Raw genomic sequence first — 22080 nt, 5'->3', positions numbered from 1 at the left:
GATGGAAAAACAGACCGATCGCAGATCTGGCGCTTACGCCCGGCGCCGGGCTCATTTTGCGCTGGCCTTCTTTGCGCTGATGGCGATCGGGCTTTTTGCGTGGAACCCCGATAATCTCTACCTCTGGATCAAGGCGCTACACATCATCGCAGTCATTTCGTGGATGGCCGGGCTGTTCTATATGCCGCGGCTGTTCATCTATCACACCGATGCGGAGCCGGGTTCGGTGCAGTCGGAAACCTTCAAGGTAATGGAGCGCCGGCTGCTTCGAATCATCATGACTCCGGCGATGATGTTGACGTGGATTTTCGGCCTCTATCTCGCCTGGTCGGTTTATGGATTCCAGGGCGGCTGGCTGCATGCCAAGATCGGTCTCGTCGTATTGCTGACCGCTGTTCATATGTTCTTCAGCCGCGCCGTCGGAGCGTTCGAGCGGGATGAAAATCGCCGCTCGGCGCGTTATTGGCGGTTCATGAACGAGGCCCCGACAGTGCTGATGATCCTGATCGTCATCCTCGTCGTGGTGAAGCCGTTCTGAGGAAAATCGTCCTCAGGTTAAATTTGCTTCATTTTAAGCAGCCCTCTTGCGGCAGCGATTGCGAGTCGCTATTTTCCGCGCATCTCATCTACGTGGCATGTGTGTAGAGTTCAGTCGTCTGCGAGCCCTTTCGCGGTACCGAATACGACCCAACATCGCCTTTCCCCTTTGAAATTAAAAAGAGTATTGGTCACTTCATGGCTGAAATGAAGCTTCAGGAACTTAAGAGTAAATCCCCGACGGATCTGCTGGCATTTGCCGAATCGCTCGAGGTCGAGAACGCAAGCACGATGCGCAAGCAGGAGCTGATGTTTGCGATCCTCAAGATGCTTGCCAGCCAGGATGTCGAAATCATCGGCGAAGGCGTCGTCGAAGTGCTGCAGGACGGTTTCGGCTTCCTGCGGTCGCCCAATGCGAACTACCTGCCGGGCCCGGATGATATTTATATCTCCCCGTCGCAGATCCGCCGTTTCTCGCTGAAAACCGGCGATACGGTCGAAGGCCCGATCCGTGGACCGAAGGAAGGCGAACGCTATTTCGCGCTGCTCAAGGTCAACACCATCAATTTCGACGATCCGGAACAGATCCGGCACAAGGTCCATTTCGACAATCTGACGCCGCTCTATCCGAACGAGCGCTTCAAGATGGAACTCGATATTCCGACCACCAAGGATCTGTCGCCACGTGTAATCGACCTGGTGGCGCCGCTTGGCAAGGGCCAGCGTGGATTGATCGTCGCGCCGCCGCGTACCGGTAAAACCGTGTTGTTGCAGAACATCGCGCATTCGATCACCGCCAACCATCCGGAGTGCTATCTGATCGTCCTGCTGATCGATGAACGCCCCGAAGAAGTGACCGACATGCAGCGCTCGGTTCGCGGCGAGGTTATCTCCTCCACCTTCGACGAACCAGCCGTCCGTCACGTGCAGGTAGCCGAGATGGTCATCGAGAAAGCCAAGCGCCTTGTCGAACACGGACGCGACGTTGTCATCCTGCTCGATTCGATCACGCGCTTGGGCCGTGCCTATAACACGGTCGTTCCCTCGTCAGGCAAGGTCCTGACCGGCGGTGTGGACGCCAACGCTCTGCAGCGGCCGAAGCGCTTCTTCGGCGCGGCCCGTAACATCGAGGAAGGCGGCTCTTTGACGATCATCGCGACCGCGCTGATCGATACCGGCAGCCGCATGGACGAAGTGATCTTCGAAGAATTCAAGGGCACGGGCAACTCGGAAATCGTCCTCGATCGCAAGGTCGCCGATAAGCGTATCTTCCCGGCCATGGATATTCTGAAGTCCGGTACTCGCAAGGAGGACCTTCTGGTTCCGCGCCAGGATCTGCAGAAGATCTTCGTGCTCCGCCGCATCCTTGCTCCAATGGGCACGACCGATGCGGTCGAATTCCTGATCGACAAGCTCAAGCAGACGAAGAACAATTCCGACTTCTTCGAATCGATGAACACATAATCCTTAGCCGGATTCACCCCTTAAAGCTGGAGGCATCGTCATGACGCCTCCAGCTTTTCTATTTGAGAGGAATCGATTTCGATTCCAACCGATGAACCAGGCGATATGGCCATGTTGAATGATACCATATATGCGCTATCGAGCGGTGCCCTGCCTTCGGGTGTCTCGGTCGTTCGAATCAGCGGGCCGCTGACCAGCGACATATTGGTGAGCCTCGCCGGATCCGTTCCGGCAGCCCGGCATGCATCTCACAGAACGATTCGGACTCGTAACAATCAGCCGATCGATAGCGGGTTGGTGCTGTTTTTTCCTGCTCCGAATTCGTTTACCGGCGAGGATGTTGCCGAGCTGCAGATCCACGGCAGCAAAGCGGTACTTGCGGCGCTGTTTCACGCACTTGGCGATATTCCGGGTGTTCGGATGGCGGTCGAGGGTGAATTCTCTCGCCGAGCTTTCGAGAACGGCAAACTTGACCTCGTCGAGGTGGAGGGTCTGGCCGACCTCATCGGGGCGGAAACCGAGATGCAGAGACGCCTTGCGGTCGAACATAGCGCAGGCGGACTGTCCGCAATTTACGATTCGTGGGCGGAACGATTTACGCGCGCCCGGGCGCTGATCGAGGCGGAGCTTGATTTCCCCGACGAGGATGATGTTCCTAGCTCGGTATCGGATGTGGTCTGGGCCGATATGGCGAAGCTTCGCAGCGATATCGAGAATCACCTGGCAACAGCTTCGGCCGGGGAGATTATCAGGGACGGTTTCAAGGTGGTTATAGCCGGCGCTCCGAATGCTGGGAAATCGAGCCTGTTGAACACTTTGGCGCGCCGAGACGTGGCAATCGTGACGGAGATTGCCGGAACCACCCGCGATGTCCTGCAGGTTGATCTCGATATTGATGGTTACCTGATCAAGCTCTATGACACTGCGGGACTTCGCGAGGCGGACGACAGGGTCGAAATGGAAGGGGTGCGGCGCGCGCGCGCGGCGCTTAGTGATGCCGACCTTGTCCTGTTGCTGGTTGACATGACTAATCCTCTGGTTCCCGACGACTTGGAGCAAGCCTCTCCACATGTTACTGTCGGGACGAAGAAGGATCTCATCGGCATTGCCGAGGATCGGTACGACTTGCAGATTTCGACAACGACCGGTGACGGTCTGCCGGAATTGCGACGATTGATTGGCGACATCATCGACAAACGTTTTGCTGGTCTGTCTATGGCAATCCCCAGCCGGCAACGGCATAAGGATTCTCTGGCGAAATGTTTAGCGGCGCTCGATGCGGCGATATCGCAGGCAGATATGAATCTCGAACTGCGGACTGAGCAGCTGCGAATTGCCGCTGAGTATTTGGGCAGGATTACTGGACGAGTCGATGTTGAGCAGTTGCTCAGCGTGATCTTCTCAGAGTTTTGTATCGGTAAATGATTCACGTGAAACCTTGGGGCACTAAAACGCCCTAAATGGTTTCACGTGAAACGTCCGCCGCATGTGGAGTGCCTGAATGACGGATAATGTTTTCGATGTAATTGTGATCGGTGGCGGCCATGCGGGCTCGGAGGCTGCCAGCGCAGCTGCGCGCCTCGGGGCAAAAACCGCCCTCATTACGCATAGGCGGGGCACGATCGGGGTAATGTCCTGTAATCCGGCGATTGGCGGCTTGGGCAAGGGCCATCTTGTTCGGGAGATCGATGCGATGGATGGCCTGATGGGTCGCGTCGCCGATGTTGCAGGCATTCAATTCAGGATACTCAACAAGAAGAAAGGTGCGGCTGTCCGAGGACCACGGACGCAGGCCGATCGAAAGCTTTATCGCCTGGCAATGTTGGCGGCGATCGAAGCGACGCCTGACCTGGATATTATCGAAGGCGACGCCTTTGATCTGGACGTTGTCGATGGCTGTATCGCTGGCGTGATGATGAAGGATGGTCGAACCCTGAAAGCGCCGGCCGTGGTTTTGACTACTGGAACCTTTCTGCGCGGTCTTATTCATATAGGGTCGGAAAAGACGCCGGCCGGGCGCGTCGGTGAAGCGCCGTCGATCGGATTGTCTGCCACCCTCGCCCGGCTGGGACTGCGGCTTGGACGTCTGAAGACCGGCACTCCCGCCCGGCTGGACGGAAAAACGATCGACTGGCAATCCGTCGGTCGACAGGGGGCTGACGAGGAGCTTGTCCCCTTCTCCTTTATGACAGACACGATTACCACGCCACAGATCGAATGCGGGGTCACCAGGACGACTGAAGCGACCCACCGCATCATTGTCGACAACATTATGCGCTCGGCCATGTATTCCGGGCAGATCGAAGGGGTCGGACCTCGTTATTGCCCGTCGATCGAAGACAAGCTGGTGAAATTCGGAGAGCGGGATGGACATCAGGTCTTTCTCGAGCCAGAGGGACTGGACGATGACACGGTTTATCCGAACGGGATTTCCACCTCCCTGCCGGCGGAGGTGCAGGCAGCCTTCATCAAAACGATTCCCGGCCTGGAAGCGGCAAGAATACTGCAACCGGGCTATGCGATCGAATATGATCATGTCGATCCGAGAGAGCTGACTCCATCGCTGGAGGTTAAACGGCTGAGAGGCCTCTTTCTCGCAGGCCAAATCAATGGCACTACCGGCTACGAAGAGGCGGCCGCGCAGGGGCTGGCAGCCGGGCTGAATGCTGCATTGCGAAGCAGCGATTCGCATCCGTTCCATTTTAGCCGGACGAATTCTTATATTGGCGTCATGATCGACGATCTCACGTCACGCGGCGTTACGGAACCGTATCGAATGTTTACATCGCGTGCGGAGTATCGGCTGACGTTGCGGGCTGATAACGCCGATATGCGCTTGACGCCGCTGGCCATGCGGCTCGGGTGCGTCAGTGACGCGCGAGTGCAGCGATTCACATCCTATCGGGCGGAGATCGACTCCAGTCGGGCGGTGTTGCAGTCGCTGGCGCTTACACCGAATGAGGCGCGCCGCGCTGGCTTGAATATCAATCTCGATGGCCAGCGCCGAACCGCGTATGATTTACTGTCCTATCCGAATTATGATTTCGTCGCGCTCCGGCATGTTTGGCCGGAGAAGCTCGGCGTGATTGGACCGAAGATCGCCGAAGCGTTGGAAATTGAGGCCGGTTATTCGGTTTATCTGGATCGACAAGCCGCGGCGATTGTCGACCAGCAACGCGACGAGCAGCGGCAGATTCCGCCTGATTTCAACTATGACGCACTGTCCGGTCTCTCAAACGAGCTAAAGCTAAAACTTAGCGCTGCTCGCCCTTTCAGCATTGCTCAGGCCGCTATCGTTGAAGGAATGACGCCGGCAGCGGTGGCATTGCTGCTTGTGCATTTGCGTCGCCTATCCTCTGCCGAGCGTCATAGCGCTTGATTACAAGATTTGAGAGTCTTTCAGAATGGAATTAAACGGTTTGCGTGTTTCACGTGAAACACAGGAACGGCTGCAACACTTTGCAGTGCTGTTTCAGAAGTGGGCAAAAGCAATTAATCTGGTGGCGCCGTCGACACTCGATGATCTATGGCATCGACACATCGCCGATAGCAGCCAAGTTTTCCAGATCAATCCTCAAGCGATAAGCTGGGTCGACCTCGGTAGTGGCGGCGGTTTTCCCGGTGTTATCACGGCGATTTTTCTGGCCGAGCTGAAGGACGGATGGGTCCATCTGGTTGAAAGCAACCATAAAAAGGCGGCGTTTCTGCGGACAGCGTTGCGGGAGACAAATGCGCGCGGCAGCGTTCATATCCTGCGAATCGAAGACGCTTATGCGGAGGTTGGCGAATGTGATGCGATTTCAGCGCGCGCCCTTGCCGATCTTGATGGGCTTATCGAGTATTCAGCCCCCTGGATGCTTGGCAAGGAAAATTGTCGAGGCTTTTTTCACAAAGGCCGGGATTACCTGAGAGAAGTCAACAAAGCACGTGGTCGGTGGGAATTCGATCTGTTAGAACATAAGAGCGCCGTCGAGCAGGAATCTGTTATTTTGGAAGTATCAAATCTCCGGCGCTTGGTTTAACAGATCGGATATTGCGGCAATGGCTGGCGAACGACATCGGATTATCACCATCGCAAATCAGAAGGGTGGCGTTGGCAAGACGACCACAGCAATCAACCTGGCAACGGCGCTTGCTGCTATCGGCGAGCGCGTCTTGATTGTCGATCTCGACCCGCAAGGCAATGCCAGCACCGGCCTGGGTATTGATCGTCGTGATCGCAAGCTGTCCTCCTACGATCTGATGATTGGTGATCGTGGAATCCCCGAGGTGACTCTCGAAACAGCGGTTCCTAATCTGTTTATTGTCCCGTCGACGATGGATCTTCTTGGCATCGAGATGGAAATCTCGCAGCAGAGCGATCGAGTGTTCAAGTTGCGGAAAGCGCTGTCTTCGCCCGAAGCGATGGCGTTTTCTTATATTCTTCTGGATTGCCCGCCATCGTTCAATCTGCTGACGATGAATGCCATGGCAGCGGCCCATTCGGTCCTCGTTCCGCTGCAATGCGAATTCTTTGCGCTTGAGGGATTGAGTCAGTTGCTTGAGACCGTCAGCCAGGTTCGGCGGACTGTTAACCCGCGTCTGGATATTCAGGGTATCGTCTTGACGATGTTCGATGCGCGCAACAATCTTGCCCAACAGGTTGTCAATGACGTGCGCACGCATCTCGGCGACAAGGTTTATCACACGTTAATTCCGCGCAACGTCCGGGTTTCCGAGGCTCCGTCCTACGGTAAGCCGGCTATTCTCTATGACTTGAAGTGCGCGGGCAGCCAGGCCTATCTGCAGCTGGCCTCTGAGGTCATCCAGCGAGAGCGCCAAAGATTGGCCGCGTGATATCATTTAGGGGTGTAGGTGAGTGTAGATCATGAATGACGATGTATCAAAGAGGCGATTGGGCCGCGGCCTTGCGGCGCTGATTGGTGAAATGGATCAGCCCGTCCCGGTCGAAGCCGAGCGGGTTATCAGCGCCGACAGAATGATCCCGATCGAGTTCGTCAGCCGCAATCCCCGCAATCCTCGTCGGTTCTTCGATGACTCGGAACTGCACGATCTCGCAAGTTCCATTCGTCAACACGGCATTGTTCAGCCCATCGTTGTGCGGACGATGTCGCGGGATCGATATGAGATCATCGCCGGCGAACGACGTTGGCGCGCGGCTCAGCTTGCCGGGTTGATCGAGATTGCTGTCATTGTCCGTGATGTGGATGACAAGACGGCGCTGGAAATCGCCATTGTCGAGAACGTGCAACGCGCGGATCTCAATGCCCTCGAAGAGGCGTTGGGCTACGAGCAGCTTATCGCTGAATATGGTTACACCCAGAACGACCTCGGCGAAATCATCGGCAAAAGCCGCAGCCACGTTGCCAACTCGTTGCGCCTGTTGAAGCTGCCTGATCCGGTTCGCGATCTGCTTGCCTCCGGCAGCCTATCAGCTGGGCACGCACGCGCCCTGGTTTCGACATCCGACCCGGCAAGTCTTGCCCGCACGATCGTTGCCAAGGGCATGTCGGTGCGTGATGCCGAGAAGCTGGCGCAAAACAATATCAAGGCCCAATCGGAGCCACTGCGGGCGACGTTGCAGCGAGATCAGAAAGATTCCGACACGCTGGCGCTGGAACGGACACTTTCCGATGCACTCGGCCTTGATGTTGCGATCAATCACAAGGCAAGCGGCGGCCAGATCAAAATTTCCTATAAGTCGTTAGAGCAGCTCGAGGAAATCTGCCGTTTGCTTGAGAGGCGCTAGAGCGTTTTCGTTTTTCTCCGAATCACGGAAATATTCTATCTCTTTGTTTTCACGCAATTCCGGATGAAAAACCGCTCCGCACTTTTGCCGGAATTGCTCTAGAACGCCGTAGGACGTCTAATCCCTTGCATCTTTGCTTTCCGAAGATCGGTTCTGATTTTGGACCGATGCGCTGATCAGCCGGATTTCCGGCCGGATTGAAGGGTGGTGGAGAGAAGCGTTTGCATCGCAACGCTGTCCTCCAGCACCTGTCGCCGTCGGCTTTGCAGAATAGCGGCCTGCAGCCGATTGCATTCACGGGCGATGCTTTCCGCGGGCCATTGGCGTAGCGCCTGTTCGATGATCGGCTTGCGCCGGAAATGCAGATGCCGCCCCATCGTCTGCATAATCTGAGGTGTCTGCAGCCGCTTTTCATCCATTTCGGCGCGCATCGAATCGAGAAGCTGGAATTGTTTCAGGCATGCCTGCAGAACGAGAAAGATCGCGGTTTTCGAGCTGCTGATTTTTTGCATGGCGTGCAGAAAGGCGTTTAGATCGCCCCCGAGGATAGCGTCGACCGCGTCGTCAACCGAGATGGCGCTGGCGTCACCGATTATTTCGGTAACGTGATGTTCTTCGACGGTATCGAAACCCCGGCAGTAAAGAGCGAGCTTGCGCACCTCGTTGCGGGAAGCGATCCTGTCACCGCCGATCAAGGCGATCAGTGCTTGGCGCGCGGCCGGCGTAATGCCGAGCTTCTCTGCACCGAGCTCCGTATCGATCAAGCCATTCAGGGCGCGGCTGTCATCGGCGTAGGACGGGATCGTCATGACAGAACGGGCGGATTCCGCAGTCTTGCGCAGCAGGGAACCCTTCTTCAGGTCGCCGGCCTCGACGATCAGATAGGCTGCTTCGAGTGGTTTTTCGGCCAGCAGCGCCAGGGAATCAACGAGGTATTTCTCGTTGGCGGCGCCGCGGATCCAAATCAGTTTCTCACCGCCGAACAGCCCGATGGATTGGACCTCGTCGACCAATCGACCCGGGTCTTTCTGGAGGTCGCCAATATCGAGTTTCGTCAGCGAGAAGGGATCATCGAGAGCAACACCGCTCTTACCGGCAAGCTGGCTTGCCCGTTCGGAAACAAGGCCGCGATCCGGCCCGTAGATGACGAAAATCCGATAGTTCCGCGCCGATTTCTGCAGAAAACTCTCGAATTCGTGGGATTTTATCTCTGCCACATCTCCGCCCTCAGCGGCTGAGGGCGGCGGCGATATCGGCTCCCACGAATTCCGCCGTCTGATCGGCCGCGCGGTTCTGAGCATCGCGGATCGCCCGCTGCTTGGCAAATTCCTGCTCGGAGAAATCCACCAGCGCCGTGGCCTGGCGGCTGCCGGCCTTGATGACATGATTGTCGGCCGTGGCACGCAGCGTGTAACTGACGTTGACGGTCACACGGCCGGCCTTCGACGTGTCAGAGGATTCGGCCAGCAGCGTATCGGCTACAGCCGACGTGGCGTGTATTTCGACCAGATATTGCGGGTTTACCGCTTCGCCTGCACCGCGTGACGCAAGGAAGATCAGGCGATTGCGAACCTGCTGCTCGACCCGGCTGCCTGCCTCGGAAAAGCCGACCGAAGAAAGTTTTTCAACCACACCTGAACTCTCTGAATAGAGCGGACGGACCTGGCAGGCCGAGAGAAAAGCCGCGGAGGCAAGGATCATGGCGATGCCGGCATTGCGGGCCAGCTTGCAAGCGATATCAGACGACAATGTTTACAATCCTTTGGGGAACCACGATGATCTTCTTCGGTGCCTGTCCGTTCAACGCGCTCTTCACCGCATCCAGATTCAGCACGGCGTCGGTGACGGCATTCTGATCTGCATCGCGAGAAATTGTCAATTCAGCGCGTTTCTTGCCGTTGATCTGTACCGGCAGGACCACATCGTTTTCGATGACGAGTGTTTCGTCGTACCGCGGCCAGTTTGTCCGGGCAAGCAGGCCTTCATTGCCGAGCGCAGCCCAGCATTCCTCAGCCAGATGCGGTGTCATCGGAGAGACGAGTTGGATCAGGATCTCGGCGGCATCGCGCACCGCCGCGCGATAGGTGGCATTACCCTCGCCTGCGGCAACCCTCGTCATCGGTGCGGCCAGCGCGTTCACGAGTTCATAAATTCGGGCAACGGCCTTGTTGAACCAGAGTTTGTCATAGTCGTTCTCGACAGCCTTCAGCGTCTTGTGGGCGGCCTGCGAGATTGGCAACGCTTCCCCATCGGCAGCCGGCGCAGGTGCGACGGCGGAGAGCGCGTCCGCGGCTTCGGAAATCAGGCGCCACAGCCGCTGGGTAAAGCGATGGGCGCCCTCGACGCCTGCCTCGGACCAGATGACGTCACGCTCGGGCGGAGAGTCGGACAGAACGAAGAAACGGGCGGTATCTGCGCCGTAGGAGGCGATGATATCGTCGGGATCGACGACATTCTTTTTCGATTTCGACATCTTCTCGATCGAGCCGATCGCGACTTCCTCGCCCGACGTCAGCAGGAAAGCCCGTCGTTTGCCGTCGAGTTCGTCGATGCGGATATCGGCGGGTGCCACCCATTCGCGGCTGGCGCCGGCGCTGCGGCTATAGGTTTCGTGGACCACCATGCCCTGGGTGAAGAGACCCTTGAAAGGTTCGGTGGCCGCGACGTGACCGGTCTCGCGCATGGCGCGGGTAAAGAAGCGCGAATAGAGCAGGTGTAGGATCGCGTGCTCGATGCCGCCGATATACTGGTCGACCGGCAGCCAGCGGTTCGCCGCCTCCGGATCGGTCGGCCTTTCTTCCCAGGGCGCGGTAAAGCGGGTGAAATACCAGCTCGAATCGACGAAGGTGTCCATCGTATCCGTCTCGCGGCGAGCATCCTTGCCGCAATTCGGGCAGGAGACATGACGCCATGTCGGATGGCGGTCGAGCGGATTGCCGGGCTGGTCGAAGGTGACGTCGTCGGGCAGCTTGACCGGCAGGTCCGCCTTCGGCACCGGCACGACACCGCAATCATCGCAATGGATGACCGGGATCGGGCAGCCCCAATAACGCTGGCGGGAAATGCCCCAGTCGCGCAGGCGGAAATTGACCTTGCGCTCGCCCTGCGGCGCATTGCCGAGCGAAGCGGCAGATAGCCGATCGGCAACGATGTTGAAGGCTTCGCCGGTGGTCTTGCCGTCGAGGAAGCGTGAGTTGATCATCACGCCATCACCGTCATAGGCGGTGTCGCCGACGGAGAAGCTTGCGGCATCGCCATCCCTGGGCATGACGACGGCCACGACCGGAAGGCCATATTTGCGAGCAAAATCAAGGTCACGCTGGTCACCCGAGGGGCAGCCGAAGATCGCGCCCGTGCCATAATCCATCAGGACGAAATTGGCGATATAAACCGGCAGCTCCCAGGAAGGATCGAGCGGGTGCCTGACGCGGATACCGGTATCCATGCCCTTCTTTTCAGCGGTCTCGAGTGCTGCGAGCGAGGTCCCGGCGCGGCGGCATTCGTCGCAGAAGGCCTCGATATCAGGGTTCTTTGCAGCGGCATCCTTCGCCAGCGGATGATCGGCGGCGATTGCCAGGAAGGAAGCGCCGAACAGCGTGTCCGGCCGGGTAGTATAGACCGTCACTTCGCTCTCACCGGCAGGCGCCGTTTCCGGTACGATCTCCCAGCGGATCGTCAGGCCTTCCGAACGGCCGATCCAGTTCTTCTGCATCAGCCGCACTTTTTCCGGCCACTGGTCGAGCGTATCCAGTGCGTCCAGCAGATCCTGGCTGAAGTCGGTGATCTTGAAGAACCATTGCGTCAGTTCGCGCTGTTCGACGAGCGCACCGGAACGCCAGCCGCGGCCATCGATCACCTGCTCGTTGGCCAGCACAGTGTTATCGACGGGATCCCAGTTGACCTTCGACTGCTTGCGATAGACCAGGCCCTTCTCCAGGAAATCCACGAAGAGATGCTGCTGGTGCTGGTAATATTCGACGTCGCAGGTGGCGAATTCGCGGCTCCAGTCCAACGAAAGCCCCATGGCCTTCAGCTGCGCCTTCATCGAGCCGATATTCTGATAGGTCCAGGAGGCGGGATGCACGCCGCGCTCCATCGCGGCATTCTCCGCCGGCATGCCGAAAGCATCCCAACCCATCGGATGCAGGACGTTGTAGCCGCGGGCGCGTTTGTAGCGGGCCACGACATCGCCCATGGCGTAATTGCGGACATGACCCATATGGATGCGCCCCGACGGATAGGGGAACATTTCGAGGACGTAATATTTTTCGCGCGGATCGGCATTGTCGGTCTCGAAGACCTTGTCTTCATTCCATTTCTGCTGCCAGCGGGGCTCGGCATCGCGCGGATTATAACGTTCGGTGGCCATGGTATTCGTATTTCCGGAACATCAGGGGAGGTTGGTCGAGACCTTCACCATGAAACCACCGTAGCGTCAAGTTTTGCAGGCGCTGCAAGCGTCCGATCTTGATCGTGACAAGGCGATTTCGCCAAGGCGGGACTTGGCAAGCACAGATTGGCTCGTTAGGCATTGCCGATCCTTTCATGCGGATATGCCGAGGCAGATAGATGGAACTTCAAGAGCGCTTAGACGACGTGCGGTCGCGGATCGCCGCTGCGGAACGCGAAGCAGGTCGTCCGGCGGGTTCCGTTCAGCTCGTCGCGGTGTCGAAGACCTTCGAGGCGGACGCGATCCGCCCGGCCATCGAAGCCGGACAGCGTGTCTTCGGTGAGAACCGGGTGCAGGAAAGCCAGGGCAAGTGGCCGGCGCTGAAGGCCGAGCATCAGGATATCGCGCTGCATCTGATCGGACCGCTGCAATCAAACAAGGCGGCGGATGCGGTGGTGCTTTTCGACGTCATCGAGACGGTGGATCGGGAAAAGATCGCCCGCGCACTTGCCGAGGAGATGAGGCGGCAAGGCAAGGCGCTGCGGCTCTATGTCCAGGTCAATACCGGGCTCGAACCGCAGAAGGCCGGCATCGCTCCTGACGACACGCCAGCCTTCGTCGCTCTCTGCCGCGACGAACTCGGCCTTTCCATCGAAGGGTTGATGTGCATTCCGCCGGCCGAGGAAAATCCTGGGCCGCATTTCGCCCTGCTGGCAAAGCTTGCGCTCAAATGCGGCGTCGAAAAACTTTCCATGGGCATGTCGGGCGACTACGGGACGGCGATCGCCTTTGGCGCCACCAGCGTGCGTGTAGGGTCAGCGATTTTCGGCACGCGCTGAAACGCTGCTTTGGTCGGGCTTCCTGTTCCCCTTAATGCCGCCTAGATTGATATCGAGGTTTGCATGTCCTGGGGAGGAGCAGATGCGGAACGGCTATCATCAGGTCTATGCGGCCTGGAAACGCGATCCCGAAGCCTTCTGGCGCGAAGCGGCCAGTGACATCGACTGGTTCAAGCCGCCAGAGCGGATTTTTTCACCCAATGAGGGCGTCTATGGCCGTTGGTTCTCAGACGCGGAAACCAATACATGCCACAATTGCCTGGACCGGCATGTGGCTGCCGGCCGCGGCGGCGAGACGGCGGTCATCTTCGACAGCGCAATGAACGGCGAGAAGCGCCGTTTCACCTATGATCAGGTGCTGCGGGAAGTGATGGCCATCGCAGCAGCGTTGGTCGAGCGCGGCATCGGCAAAGGCGATCGTGTCATCCTTTATATGCCGATGGTGCCGCAGGCGGTCTTTTCGATGCTCGCCTGCGCCCGCATCGGTGCGGTTCACTCCGTCGTTTTCGGCGGGTTTGCCGCCAGCGAACTTGCGGCGCGCATCGACGATTGCGGTGCGAAGCTGGTGATCACCGCAAGCTGCGGGCTCGAGCCTGGTCGCATCGTCGCCTACAAGCCCCTGGTCGATCAGGCAATCGAGATCGCGCGTTCGAAGCCGGAGCACTGTCTGGTGTTGCAGCGGCACGAGCTTCGGGCAGATCTCGTCAGCGGCCGCGATCAGGATTTCGAGGCGGCGGTGGCGCAGCATCGTGGCGCTGAGATCGCCTGTGTCTCCGTCAAGGCGACCGATCCGCTCTATATCCTCTATACCTCGGGCACGACGGGCCAGCCGAAGGGTGTCGTGCGCGATAATGGCGGTCATATGGTCGCGCTCAACTGGTCGATGCGGAATATCTACGGCTTGAAGCCGGGCGAGGTCTTCTGGACGGCTTCGGATATCGGCTGGGTCGTCGGACACTCCTATATCGTCTATGCCCCGCTGCTATCAGGCGTAACCACGCTGATCTTCGAGGGAAAACCGATCGGCACTCCGGATGCTGGCACATTCTGGCGCATCGTTTCAGAGTATCAGGTGCGGGCACTGTTCACGGCGCCGACAGCATTCCGCGCCATCCGGCGGGAGGACGGTGACGGTGAACTGATGCGCCAATATCCCATGCCGGATCTGCGGGCGCTGTTTCTGGCCGGCGAAAGAGCGGATCCGGAGACGTTGAAATGGGCCGAGCGCATGCTTGGCATACCCGTCATCGATCACTGGTGGCAGACGGAGACCGGCTGGCCGATCGCCGCAAATCCGCTCGGTCTCGGCGCCCTGCCCATCAAGCACGGTTCGCCGACACTGCCGATGCCCGGCTATGATATTGCGGTGCTCGACGATGCCGGTCATCCGATCGAGGCGGGAACGCTCGGCAATATCGTCGTCAAGCTGCCCTTGCCGCCCGGCTGCCTGCCGACCCTCTGGAATGCGGACGACCGTTTTCGCTCGGCCTATCTCGATGAGTTTCCCGGTTACTATAAGACGGCCGATGCCGGCTATGTCGACGAAGACGGCTATCTCTTCATCATGTCGCGCACCGACGACATCATCAATTGCGCCGGGCATCGGCTCTCGACCGGGGCGATGGAGGAGGTCTGTGCGCGTCATCCCGATGTCGCCGAATGTGCTGTTATCGGCGTGATCGATGTGCTGAAGGGTCAGGCTCCCTGCGGTTTCCTGGTGCTGAAACGGCATGTTTCCCGTGACGCGACGGTGATCGAATCAGAGGTCGTGGCGATGATTCGTGATTCGATTGGACCTGTCGCCGCCTTCAAGACCGCCATCACCGTTAACCGGTTGCCGAAGACACGCTCCGGCAAAATCCTGCGCGGTACGATGCAGAAAATCGCCGACGGCATACCCTGGAAAATGCCTGCAACCATTGATGATCCAACGATTTTAGAGGAAATTGCCGAGGTGCTGCGTGGGCGCAGTTTAGGCTCCTTGCCGATGTGAATTAAACTTTCGGTAAGCCTGATTGAGGAATTGTTAACCATGTTGATGCAAGCATTTGTTAACGGCAATGGCTTGCATAGCAGGCTTTGCATGACGCGGTCGCCGTTACCGGCCTACTGCATAATTCCTTAAATCGGAATCGATTTAAGGGGCAAAATTATGCAGCAGTAGAAGTGCTACAACGTCCTTTGCGCGTCTGAAAGACGCGCGGCGCTGTAGTCCGGATTGCCCCTTTCTCAACGATTGTGGAACGGATCATGACAAGCATCCTTACCAACAACGCTGCTATGGCAGCGCTGCAGACTTTGCGCGGCGTAAACGATAGCCTCAAGGACACCCAGGGTCGCGTTTCATCGGGTTATCGTGTCGAAAAGGCGGCTGACAATGCCGCTTACTGGTCGATTGCTACGACCATGCGTTCTGACAACAAGGCGCTTTCGGCCGTCTCCGACGCGCTCGGTCTCGGCGCGGCCAAGGTCGACACGGCCTATTCGGCTATGGACAGCGCGCTCGATGTCGTCAGCGACATCAAGGCCAAGATTGTCGCCGCCACCGAAAAGGGCGTCGACAAGACGAAGATCCAGCAAGAACTCGACCAGCTGCAGGAGCAGCTGCTCAGCATCGCTCAATCGGCGTCCTTCTCCGGCGAAAACTGGGTTGCCGGCGCCTCCGGCACGAAGAGCGTCGTCTCGTCTTTCGTCCGCGACGGCAGCAATGCCGTCTCCGTCAAGATGACGGATTATGTGCTCGATTCGGGCTCGCTTGGAAACGTGCTTTTCGGCATGACGAGCACCGGTGCGATCGAGACATCAAGCGGTATCATCGGCACGGCCTTCAACGGAACCTATGGCAGCACCGTCATCGTCATGGCGTCAATATATGATCTCGACATCACCGGTTTCACCCAGGGTCAGCTTGACGCAGCCCTGACAGGCGTCGAACTGGTTCTCGGCGCTATGACCGCCGCCGGCTCGGCATTGGGCTCGATCTCGACCCGTATCCAGTTGCAGGAAACTTTCGTCAGCGGTCTTCACGATTCGATCGACTCCGGCGTCGGACGCCTGGTCGATGCCGATATGGAAGAGGAATCGAGCAGGCTCTCTGCGTTGCAGACGCAGCAGCAGCTCGCCATCCAGTCGCTCTCGATCGCCAATAGCTCGGCGCAGAACATCCTCACCCTGTTCCGCAGCTAATCGGAAACAGGCCATCTGCAACAAAAAACCCCGCCGGTCAGCTCATACCGGCGGGGTTTTTCATGAGATCGCTGATATCTCAGTACTGATCGTCGTCCTCGTCCTTCGGGGCCGAGCGCAGCGAGCTCAACTTGCGGAAGACGGCATCGGCGTCGATTTCCTTTTCCTTTTCCTCCTCGCGCTCGTAGCTCGGGGTCAGGCGTTCGGTTTCCTGTGCCGATTGCAGCGTCGCGCCAAGCTCGGCAGCGGTCGGCAGCGGACGGCCCTTGGAGGCCTTTTCCACTTCCATGTCGAGATCGATCTGGCTGCAGAGGCCGAGCGTGACCGGATCCATCGGCGCCAGGTTGGCGGAGTTCCAGTGGGTGCGCTCGCGGATCTGCTCGATGGTCGATTTCGTCGTGCCGACGAGGCGGGAAATCTGCGCGTCCTTCAGTTCCGGATGGTTGCGAACGAGCCAGAGAATGGCGTTCGGGCGGTCCTGACGCTTGGAAACCGGCGTATAACGCGGACCGCGGCGCTTGGATTCCGGCACCCGCACCTTCGGTTCGGAAAGCTTCAGCTTGTGGTTCGGATTGGCCTCGGCGCGGGCAATCTCGTCGCGGGAAAGCTGTCCTGTCGAGATCGGGTCGAGGCCCTTGATGCCCTGCGCCGCTTCGCCGTCGGCGATCGCCTTGACTTCGAGCGGATGCAGTTTGCAGAACTGCGCGATCTGATCGAAAGACAGTGCCGTATTGTCGACGAGCCAAATGGCTGTCGCCTTCGGCATGAGCAGTGTTTGAGCCATGGATATAGTCCTTCTATCGTCCGCGCCGGTCGCGGTCCGTGGATTGTCACCACAATGTCCGGGAAATATGGCGCTATATAACCGCACTGTCGCAGAATTGCAATTCTTCCGAAATGAAATGACCTTTGTCTAATTGCCGTGGCGATGCGAACTGCTATGAATTGCCGTGATTTCAAGTCCGGGCCCTTCCTAGCTCACGCGGCCCGTCGCATGTCCCATGAGGAGGAGTTGCATGTCGGAGAAGATCTATCCGGTCACGAAGCCGGTGAAGGCGCGCGCCCTGATCGATAAGGAAAAGTACCTGAAATGGTACGAGGAAAGCGTCGAGAACCCGGACAAGTTCTGGGGCAAGCACGGCAAGCGGATCGACTGGTTCAAGCCCTATACCAAGGTCAAGAACACATCCTTTACCGGCAAGGTTTCGATCAAGTGGTTCGAGGACGGTCAGACAAACGTCTCCTACAACTGCATCGACCGTCATTTGAAAACGAATGGCGACCAAGTGGCGATCATTTGGGAAGGCGACAACCCCTATATCGACAAGAAGGTCACCTATAACGAACTCTACGAGCATGTCTGCCGGATGGCGAATGTGTTGAAGAAGCACGGCGTCAAGAAGGGCGATCGCGTCACCATCTATATGCCGATGATCCCGGAAGCGGCTTATGCGATGCTCGCCTGCGCCCGCATCGGCGCGGTGCATTCGGTCGTCTTCGGCGGTTTCTCGCCCGAGGCGCTGGCCGGGCGCATCGTCGACTGCGAATCCACCTTCGTCATCACCTGCGACGAAGGCCTGCGCGGTGGCAAGCCGGTGCCGTTGAAGAACAATACCGATACCGCAATTGACATTGCGGCACGCCAGCACGTGATCGTGGAGAAGGTTCTGGTCGTTCGCCGCACCGGTGGCAAGACCGGCTGGGCGCCGGGTCGCGATCTCTGGCATCACCAGGAGATCGCCACCGTGAAGGCGGAATGCCCGCCGGTGAAGATGAAGGCGGAAGATCCGCTCTTCATTCTTTATACGTCCGGCTCGACCGGCAAGCCAAAGGGCGTGCTGCACACGACGGGGGGTTATCTCGTCTATGCAGCGATGACGCATGAGTATGTCTTCGATTATCACCACGGCGACGTTTACTGGTGTACAGCCGATGTCGGCTGGGTGACCGGCCATTCCTATATCGTCTACGGGCCGCTTGCGAACTGCGCAACGACGCTGATGTTCGAGGGCGTGCCGAACTTCCCGGATCAGGGTCGTTTCTGGGAAGTCATCGACAAGCACAAGGTCAACATCTTCTATACGGCGCCGACGGCGATCCGCTCGTTGATGGGTGCCGGCGACGACTTCGTCACGCGCTCCTCGCGTTCTTCGCTGCGCCTGCTCGGCACGGTCGGCGAGCCGATCAATCCCGAGGCCTGGGGAGTGGTATTACAATGTCGTCGGCGACAAGCGATGCCCTGTCATCGATACGTGGTGGCAGACGGAAACCGGCGGTCACATGATCACGCCGCTGCCCGGCGCCACCGACCTGAAGCCCGGCTCGGCGACGACGCCGTTCTTCGGCGTCAAGCCGCAGCTTGTTGACAATGAGGGCAAGGTGCTTGAAGGCGCCGCCGATGGCAATCTTTGCATCACCGACAGCTGGCCGGGCCAGATGCGCACGGTCTATGGCGATCACGAGCGCTTCATCCAGACCTATTTTTCTACCTACAAGGGCAAGTATTTCACCGGCGATGGCTGCCGGCGCGATGCGGACGGTTATTACTGGATCACCGGCCGGGTCGACGACGTGCTGAACGTCTCCGGCCACCGGCTCGGTACAGCGGAGGTGGAATCCGCTCTCGTCTCGCATAATCTGGTTTCGGAAGCCGCGGTCGTCGGTTATCCGCATCCGATCAAGGGCCAGGGCATCTATTGCTACGTGACGCTGATGGCCGGTCATGAGGGATCGGATACGCTTCGCCAGGAACTGGTAAAACATGTGCGGGGTGAAATCGGCCCGATTGCTGCGCCTGACAAGATCCAGTTTGCGCCCGGCCTGCCGAAGACACGCTCCGGCAAGATCATGCGCCGCATCCTGCGCAAGATTGCCGAAGACGATTTCGGCGCTCTCGGCGACACTTCGACGCTTGCCGATCCGGCAGTCGTCGACGATCTGATCGCCAACCGGCAGAACAAGGCGACCGCTTGATTTATCGAGCCGCTCCGGCCCGCGTCCGAGGGCGGCTCACTTCACTTCTACGCATTGATGCGTGGCTTGCGGCCCCCGTTCACGGTCGAAGCCACGAGAAAGATCACGTCCGTCTGTCAGAGTAACATTCGCCGGATGCGGCCAAATATTTGTCGCCAGAAAAGATCATTAGCCGGATTCTCGGCGAGCGGGCTGTTATATCCTCCAGCGCATGGCGCACATCCGGGTTCCGACCAGAGAAAATTGCTTAGAAATCAATCGCCCTGCCATTGATCTCGTAGTCGCCGAAGCGCGCCGGCTCGGCTCCGCCGCGGCCGCCGATCTCCGGCGGCAGCTCCAGCGGCTTCTGCTTCTGTCGCCGCTCCTCGGCTTCGGCAAGGGCGCGTCTGGCAGCCGGGGACAGCATCTTGCGCGGCGGCTCCGTTCCCTCGGCCATCGGCGTTTCGCTATTGTCGTTATCGGCGTCCTGCATGGCCGTCTCCTGCCGGAAATATTGAAAATGGCTGGTGAATAACCAAATCATAATGCGCCGGTGTCGGGATTGAAAGCTTGTGACGCCGAAATCGGAGATGGAGATCCGCCATGAACCTCGTTCGCACTGCCATGTTGCTTGCCTTCATGACGGCGCTTTTCATGTTTGTCGGCTTCCTGATCGGCGGCCGGGCCGGCATGATGATCGCATTCGTCATTGCCGCCGGCATGAATTTCTTCTCCTACTGGAATTCCGACCGCATGGTGCTTTCGGCCTATCGCGCGCAGGAGGTCGACGAGCGCAACGCGCCGGAATTCTTCCGGATCGTGCGCGATCTCGCCCGCAATGCCGGCCTGCCGATGCCGAAGGTCTATCTCTACGACAGCCCTCAGCCGAATGCCTTCGCCACCGGCCGCAATCCCGACAATGCCGCCGTCGCTGCCTCGACCGGCCTGCTCAGCGCCTTGTCTGCCGAGGAGGTCGCAGGCGTGATGGCGCATGAACTGGCCCACATTCAGAACCGCGACACGCTGACGATGACGATTACGGCAACGCTTGCCGGTGCGATCTCTATGCTCGGCAACTTCGCCTTCTTCTTCGGCGGCAACCGTGAGAACAACAGCAATCCCCTTGGCTTCGTCGGCGTCATCGTCGCGATGATCGTGGCGCCGCTTGCCGCCATGCTGGTGCAGATGGCGATCAGCCGCACGCGCGAATATTCGGCCGACCGCCGCGGCGCCGAGATCTGCGGCAATCCGCTCTGGCTCGCTTCGGCGCTCGGCAAGATCGCGCGCGGCGCTGCCCACGTGCCGAACGAAGACGCCGAGCGCAATCCGGCAACGGCGCATATGTTCATCATCAATCCGCTCTCCGGCGAGCGCATGGACAATCTGTTTTCCACACATCCGAACACGGAAAACCGCATCGCTGCGCTGCACGACATGGCGCAAAGCGGCATGAATGTCTCGACGTCGCCGGCTCGTGCTGCTAATCCGTCGCGCAAATCGCGCTCTGTTCCGGATACGGGTCTTGGTCGCGGTGGTTCGCAACCGCCAAAAGGTCCGTGGTCTTGAATTCAAACGGCACGAAGAAGCCATTCCGCAAGCATAAGCCCTCTACTGAGCGACCTGCGCCTGATAAGCCTGGCCTGCAGGCCCGGGCCGCGGCGGCAAAAATTCTTGCTGCCGTCGTCGACCGCAAGCTGCCGCTCGATGGCGCTCTCGATCATGAACACGGCAATCCGGCCTATAGGGCGCTCGGCGAAAGCGACAGGGCGCTCGTTCGCGCCATCCTGAACACGACGCTGCGCCACCTGCCGCGCATCGATGCCGCGATTGCAGGGCTGCTGGATTCGCCGCTGCCGGAGGGCGCAAGGGCGCTGCATCACGTGCTCGCAATCGGGGCGGCGCAGATCCTCTATCTCGACGTGCCGGATCATTCGGCTGTCGATCTTGCCGTCGAGCAGGCCAATCTGGATCCACGCAACCGCCGTTTCGCCAAGCTGGTCAATGCCATACTCCGCCGGCTCGGCCGCGAGAAGGAGCAGGTGCTTGATCAAATCGGCAAGGTCGCGCCGATGCCGGCCTGGTTCATCGCCAGGCTGGAAAAGGCCTATGGCCGGGACGCGGCGCTGGCGATTTCGGAATCCCAGCTCGAACCGGCGGCAATCGATCTGACCGTCAAGTCCGACCCTGAAGATTGGGCGAAGCGGCTGAATGGTGTCGTCCTGCCCACGGGCAGTGTGCGGCTCGCCGCCTTCGACGGCAGCATTCCTTCGGTCGAAGGCTTCGATGAGGGCGCGTGGTGGGTGCAGGATGCGGCGGCAAGCATACCGGCGAAGCTTTTTGGCGATCTCTTGGGCAAACGTACCGCCGATCTCTGTGCTGCGCCCGGCGGCAAGACGGCGCAGCTCATCCTTGCCGGCGGCGCAGTCACCGCACTCGACCAGTCGGAAAGCCGGCTGAGACGGCTGCGCTCGAATCTCGACCGGCTCGGCCTCAAGGCGGAGACGATTGCGGCAGATCTGACGACATTCGAGCCGGCGGAACGTTTCGATGCGATCCTGCTCGATGCTCCCTGCTCTTCCACCGGCACGACACGCCGGCACCCTGACGTGTTGTGGACCAAGGGACCTGAGGATATCGCCAGGCTGGCGGCGCTGCAGGAACGGCTGCTGCGTCATGCGCTGACATTGCTGACGCCGGGTGGTACACTGGTTTTTTCGAATTGTTCGCTCGATCCTGTCGAGGGTGAGGACGTCGTCGCCCGCGTTCTTTCCGATACGGATGCGGTCGAGCGCGTTCCGATCGGCGCCAGTGACTGGCCCGGCCTTGAGGCGGCGATCACGCCGCTCGGCGAATTCCGCACGCTTCCCACTATGCTGAAAATGCCCGAAGGCATTGCCTCCGGCCTCGACGGCTTCTATGCGGCTGTGCTGCGGCGCGTGGCCTGATTGCAAGGTTTTAGCGCT

General features: G+C 59.0%; 17 protein-coding genes and 1 pseudogene. 13 read left to right on the top strand and 5 right to left on the bottom strand.

Annotated features, from left to right (window positions below):
• Position 1: 1 nt before the first annotated feature.
• From hemJ to AC245Y_RS21940, 7 genes are all read left to right on the top strand, one after another.
• On the top strand, positions 2 to 538 hold the full coding sequence (gene hemJ, locus AC245Y_RS21970; RefSeq protein WP_029874613.1) for a protoporphyrinogen oxidase HemJ: 537 nt from the start codon (positions 2 to 4) through the stop codon (positions 536 to 538).
• Positions 539 to 735: 197 nt separating this feature from the next.
• Entirely contained in the window at positions 736 to 2001 is a 1266-nt protein-coding gene (gene rho / locus AC245Y_RS21965) for a transcription termination factor Rho (protein WP_012759538.1), read from the top strand.
• Between the two features lie 105 nt (positions 2002 to 2106).
• Complete coding sequence (gene mnmE / locus AC245Y_RS21960) at positions 2107 to 3426, top strand: tRNA uridine-5-carboxymethylaminomethyl(34) synthesis GTPase MnmE (protein ID WP_017995583.1); 1320 nt, start codon at positions 2107 to 2109, stop codon at positions 3424 to 3426.
• A gap of 76 nt (positions 3427 to 3502) precedes the next feature.
• Positions 3503 to 5380: a tRNA uridine-5-carboxymethylaminomethyl(34) synthesis enzyme MnmG gene (mnmG, locus tag AC245Y_RS21955; RefSeq protein ID WP_017995582.1), complete on the top strand. Its 1878-nt coding sequence runs from the start codon at positions 3503 to 3505 to the stop codon at positions 5378 to 5380.
• A 25-nt stretch (positions 5381 to 5405) separates the two neighbouring features.
• A complete protein-coding gene (gene rsmG / locus AC245Y_RS21950; protein WP_017995581.1) occupies positions 5406 to 6023 on the top strand; it encodes a 16S rRNA (guanine(527)-N(7))-methyltransferase RsmG in 618 nt (205 codons plus the stop codon).
• A 19-nt stretch (positions 6024 to 6042) separates the two neighbouring features.
• Positions 6043 to 6837 (top strand): ParA family protein, encoded by a 795-nt coding sequence (locus AC245Y_RS21945; protein WP_012759534.1) that lies wholly within the window; start codon positions 6043 to 6045, stop codon positions 6835 to 6837.
• A gap of 31 nt (positions 6838 to 6868) precedes the next feature.
• A complete protein-coding gene (locus AC245Y_RS21940) occupies positions 6869 to 7750 on the top strand; it encodes a ParB/RepB/Spo0J family partition protein (protein WP_017995580.1) in 882 nt (293 codons plus the stop codon).
• Positions 7751 to 7926: 176 nt separating this feature from the next.
• Here the strand turns inward: AC245Y_RS21940 and holA are convergent, their stop codons facing one another.
• Genes holA through leuS form a run of 3 tightly spaced genes read right to left on the bottom strand, consistent with a single transcriptional unit; the run spans position 7927 to position 12119 of the window.
• Positions 7927 to 8967 (bottom strand): DNA polymerase III subunit delta, encoded by a 1041-nt coding sequence (gene holA / locus AC245Y_RS21935; protein ID WP_017995579.1) that lies wholly within the window; start codon positions 8965 to 8967, stop codon positions 7927 to 7929.
• 10 nt (positions 8968 to 8977) lie between these two features.
• Positions 8978 to 9499 carry an LPS assembly lipoprotein LptE gene (gene lptE, locus AC245Y_RS21930; RefSeq protein WP_012759531.1) on the bottom strand — a complete coding sequence of 174 codons (522 nt, stop codon included), beginning with the start codon at positions 9497 to 9499 and terminating at the stop codon, positions 8978 to 8980.
• Positions 9489 to 12119 carry a leucine--tRNA ligase gene (gene leuS / locus AC245Y_RS21925; protein WP_017995578.1) on the bottom strand — a complete coding sequence of 877 codons (2631 nt, stop codon included), beginning with the start codon at positions 12117 to 12119 and terminating at the stop codon, positions 9489 to 9491. Before leuS ends, lptE begins: the two co-directional genes overlap by 11 nt.
• A gap of 200 nt (positions 12120 to 12319) precedes the next feature.
• Between leuS and AC245Y_RS21920 the strand changes: the two genes are divergently transcribed.
• From AC245Y_RS21920 to AC245Y_RS21910, 3 genes are all read left to right on the top strand, one after another.
• Entirely contained in the window at positions 12320 to 12979 is a 660-nt protein-coding gene (locus AC245Y_RS21920) for a YggS family pyridoxal phosphate-dependent enzyme (RefSeq protein ID WP_012759529.1), read from the top strand.
• 82 nt (positions 12980 to 13061) lie between these two features.
• Positions 13062 to 14972: a propionyl-CoA synthetase gene (locus tag AC245Y_RS21915; protein WP_026157521.1), complete on the top strand. Its 1911-nt coding sequence runs from the start codon at positions 13062 to 13064 to the stop codon at positions 14970 to 14972.
• 257 nt (positions 14973 to 15229) lie between these two features.
• A complete protein-coding gene (locus AC245Y_RS21910; protein ID WP_012759527.1) occupies positions 15230 to 16165 on the top strand; it encodes a flagellin N-terminal helical domain-containing protein in 936 nt (311 codons plus the stop codon).
• Between the two features lie 79 nt (positions 16166 to 16244).
• On the opposite strand, the gene AC245Y_RS21905 is transcribed toward AC245Y_RS21910, so the two are convergent.
• The gene (locus tag AC245Y_RS21905; RefSeq protein ID WP_007632151.1) at positions 16245 to 16949 is read right to left on the bottom strand and encodes a DUF1013 domain-containing protein; all 705 of its coding nucleotides are present in this window, start codon (positions 16947 to 16949) and stop codon (positions 16245 to 16247) included.
• A gap of 232 nt (positions 16950 to 17181) precedes the next feature.
• Between AC245Y_RS21905 and acs the strand changes: the two are divergent.
• Positions 17182 to 19138 (top strand): annotated as a pseudogene (gene acs, locus AC245Y_RS21900) (acetate--CoA ligase).
• 247 nt (positions 19139 to 19385) lie between these two features.
• On the opposite strand, the gene AC245Y_RS21895 reads toward acs, so the two are convergent.
• Positions 19386 to 19610, bottom strand: a complete 225-nt coding sequence (locus AC245Y_RS21895) for a DUF1674 domain-containing protein (RefSeq protein ID WP_012759525.1) — start codon at positions 19608 to 19610, stop codon at positions 19386 to 19388.
• A 110-nt stretch (positions 19611 to 19720) separates the two neighbouring features.
• On the opposite strand from AC245Y_RS21895, the gene htpX reads away from it, so the two are divergent.
• Positions 19721 to 20683 (top strand): zinc metalloprotease HtpX, encoded by a 963-nt coding sequence (htpX, locus tag AC245Y_RS21890; protein ID WP_012759524.1) that lies wholly within the window; start codon positions 19721 to 19723, stop codon positions 20681 to 20683.
• Positions 20674 to 22062 carry an RsmB/NOP family class I SAM-dependent RNA methyltransferase gene (locus AC245Y_RS21885; protein ID WP_017995575.1) on the top strand — a complete coding sequence of 463 codons (1389 nt, stop codon included), beginning with the start codon at positions 20674 to 20676 and terminating at the stop codon, positions 22060 to 22062. The genes htpX and AC245Y_RS21885 overlap by 10 nt, the downstream gene beginning before the upstream one ends.
• The last annotated feature ends 18 nt before the right edge of the window (positions 22063 to 22080 follow it).

The organism is Rhizobium sp. SRDI943 (assembly GCF_057653695.1).
The sequence above is the reverse complement of the archived record's forward strand: the minus strand, read 5'-3'. Positions and strand labels throughout refer to the sequence as shown.

Bases quoted from the DNA above. Each gene is read 5' to 3' on its own strand.
- hemJ (WP_029874613.1), top strand. From the start codon at position 2: ATGGAAAAACAGACCGATCGCAGATCTGGCGCTTACGCCCGGCGCCGG.
- rho (WP_012759538.1), top strand. From the start codon at position 736: ATGGCTGAAATGAAGCTTCAGGAACTTAAGAGTAAATCCCCGACGGAT.
- mnmE (WP_017995583.1), top strand. From the start codon at position 2,107: ATGGCCATGTTGAATGATACCATATATGCGCTATCGAGCGGTGCCCTG.
- mnmG (WP_017995582.1), top strand. From the start codon at position 3,503: ATGACGGATAATGTTTTCGATGTAATTGTGATCGGTGGCGGCCATGCG.
- rsmG (WP_017995581.1), top strand. From the start codon at position 5,406: ATGGAATTAAACGGTTTGCGTGTTTCACGTGAAACACAGGAACGGCTG.
- AC245Y_RS21945 (WP_012759534.1), top strand. From the start codon at position 6,043: ATGGCTGGCGAACGACATCGGATTATCACCATCGCAAATCAGAAGGGT.
- AC245Y_RS21940 (WP_017995580.1), top strand. From the start codon at position 6,869: ATGAATGACGATGTATCAAAGAGGCGATTGGGCCGCGGCCTTGCGGCG.
- leuS (WP_017995578.1), bottom strand. From the start codon at position 12,119: ATGGCCACCGAACGTTATAATCCGCGCGATGCCGAGCCCCGCTGGCAG.
- AC245Y_RS21920 (WP_012759529.1), top strand. From the start codon at position 12,320: ATGGAACTTCAAGAGCGCTTAGACGACGTGCGGTCGCGGATCGCCGCT.
- AC245Y_RS21915 (WP_026157521.1), top strand. From the start codon at position 13,062: ATGCGGAACGGCTATCATCAGGTCTATGCGGCCTGGAAACGCGATCCC.
- AC245Y_RS21910 (WP_012759527.1), top strand. From the start codon at position 15,230: ATGACAAGCATCCTTACCAACAACGCTGCTATGGCAGCGCTGCAGACT.
- AC245Y_RS21905 (WP_007632151.1), bottom strand. From the start codon at position 16,949: ATGGCTCAAACACTGCTCATGCCGAAGGCGACAGCCATTTGGCTCGTC.
- AC245Y_RS21895 (WP_012759525.1), bottom strand. From the start codon at position 19,610: ATGCAGGACGCCGATAACGACAATAGCGAAACGCCGATGGCCGAGGGA.
- htpX (WP_012759524.1), top strand. From the start codon at position 19,721: ATGAACCTCGTTCGCACTGCCATGTTGCTTGCCTTCATGACGGCGCTT.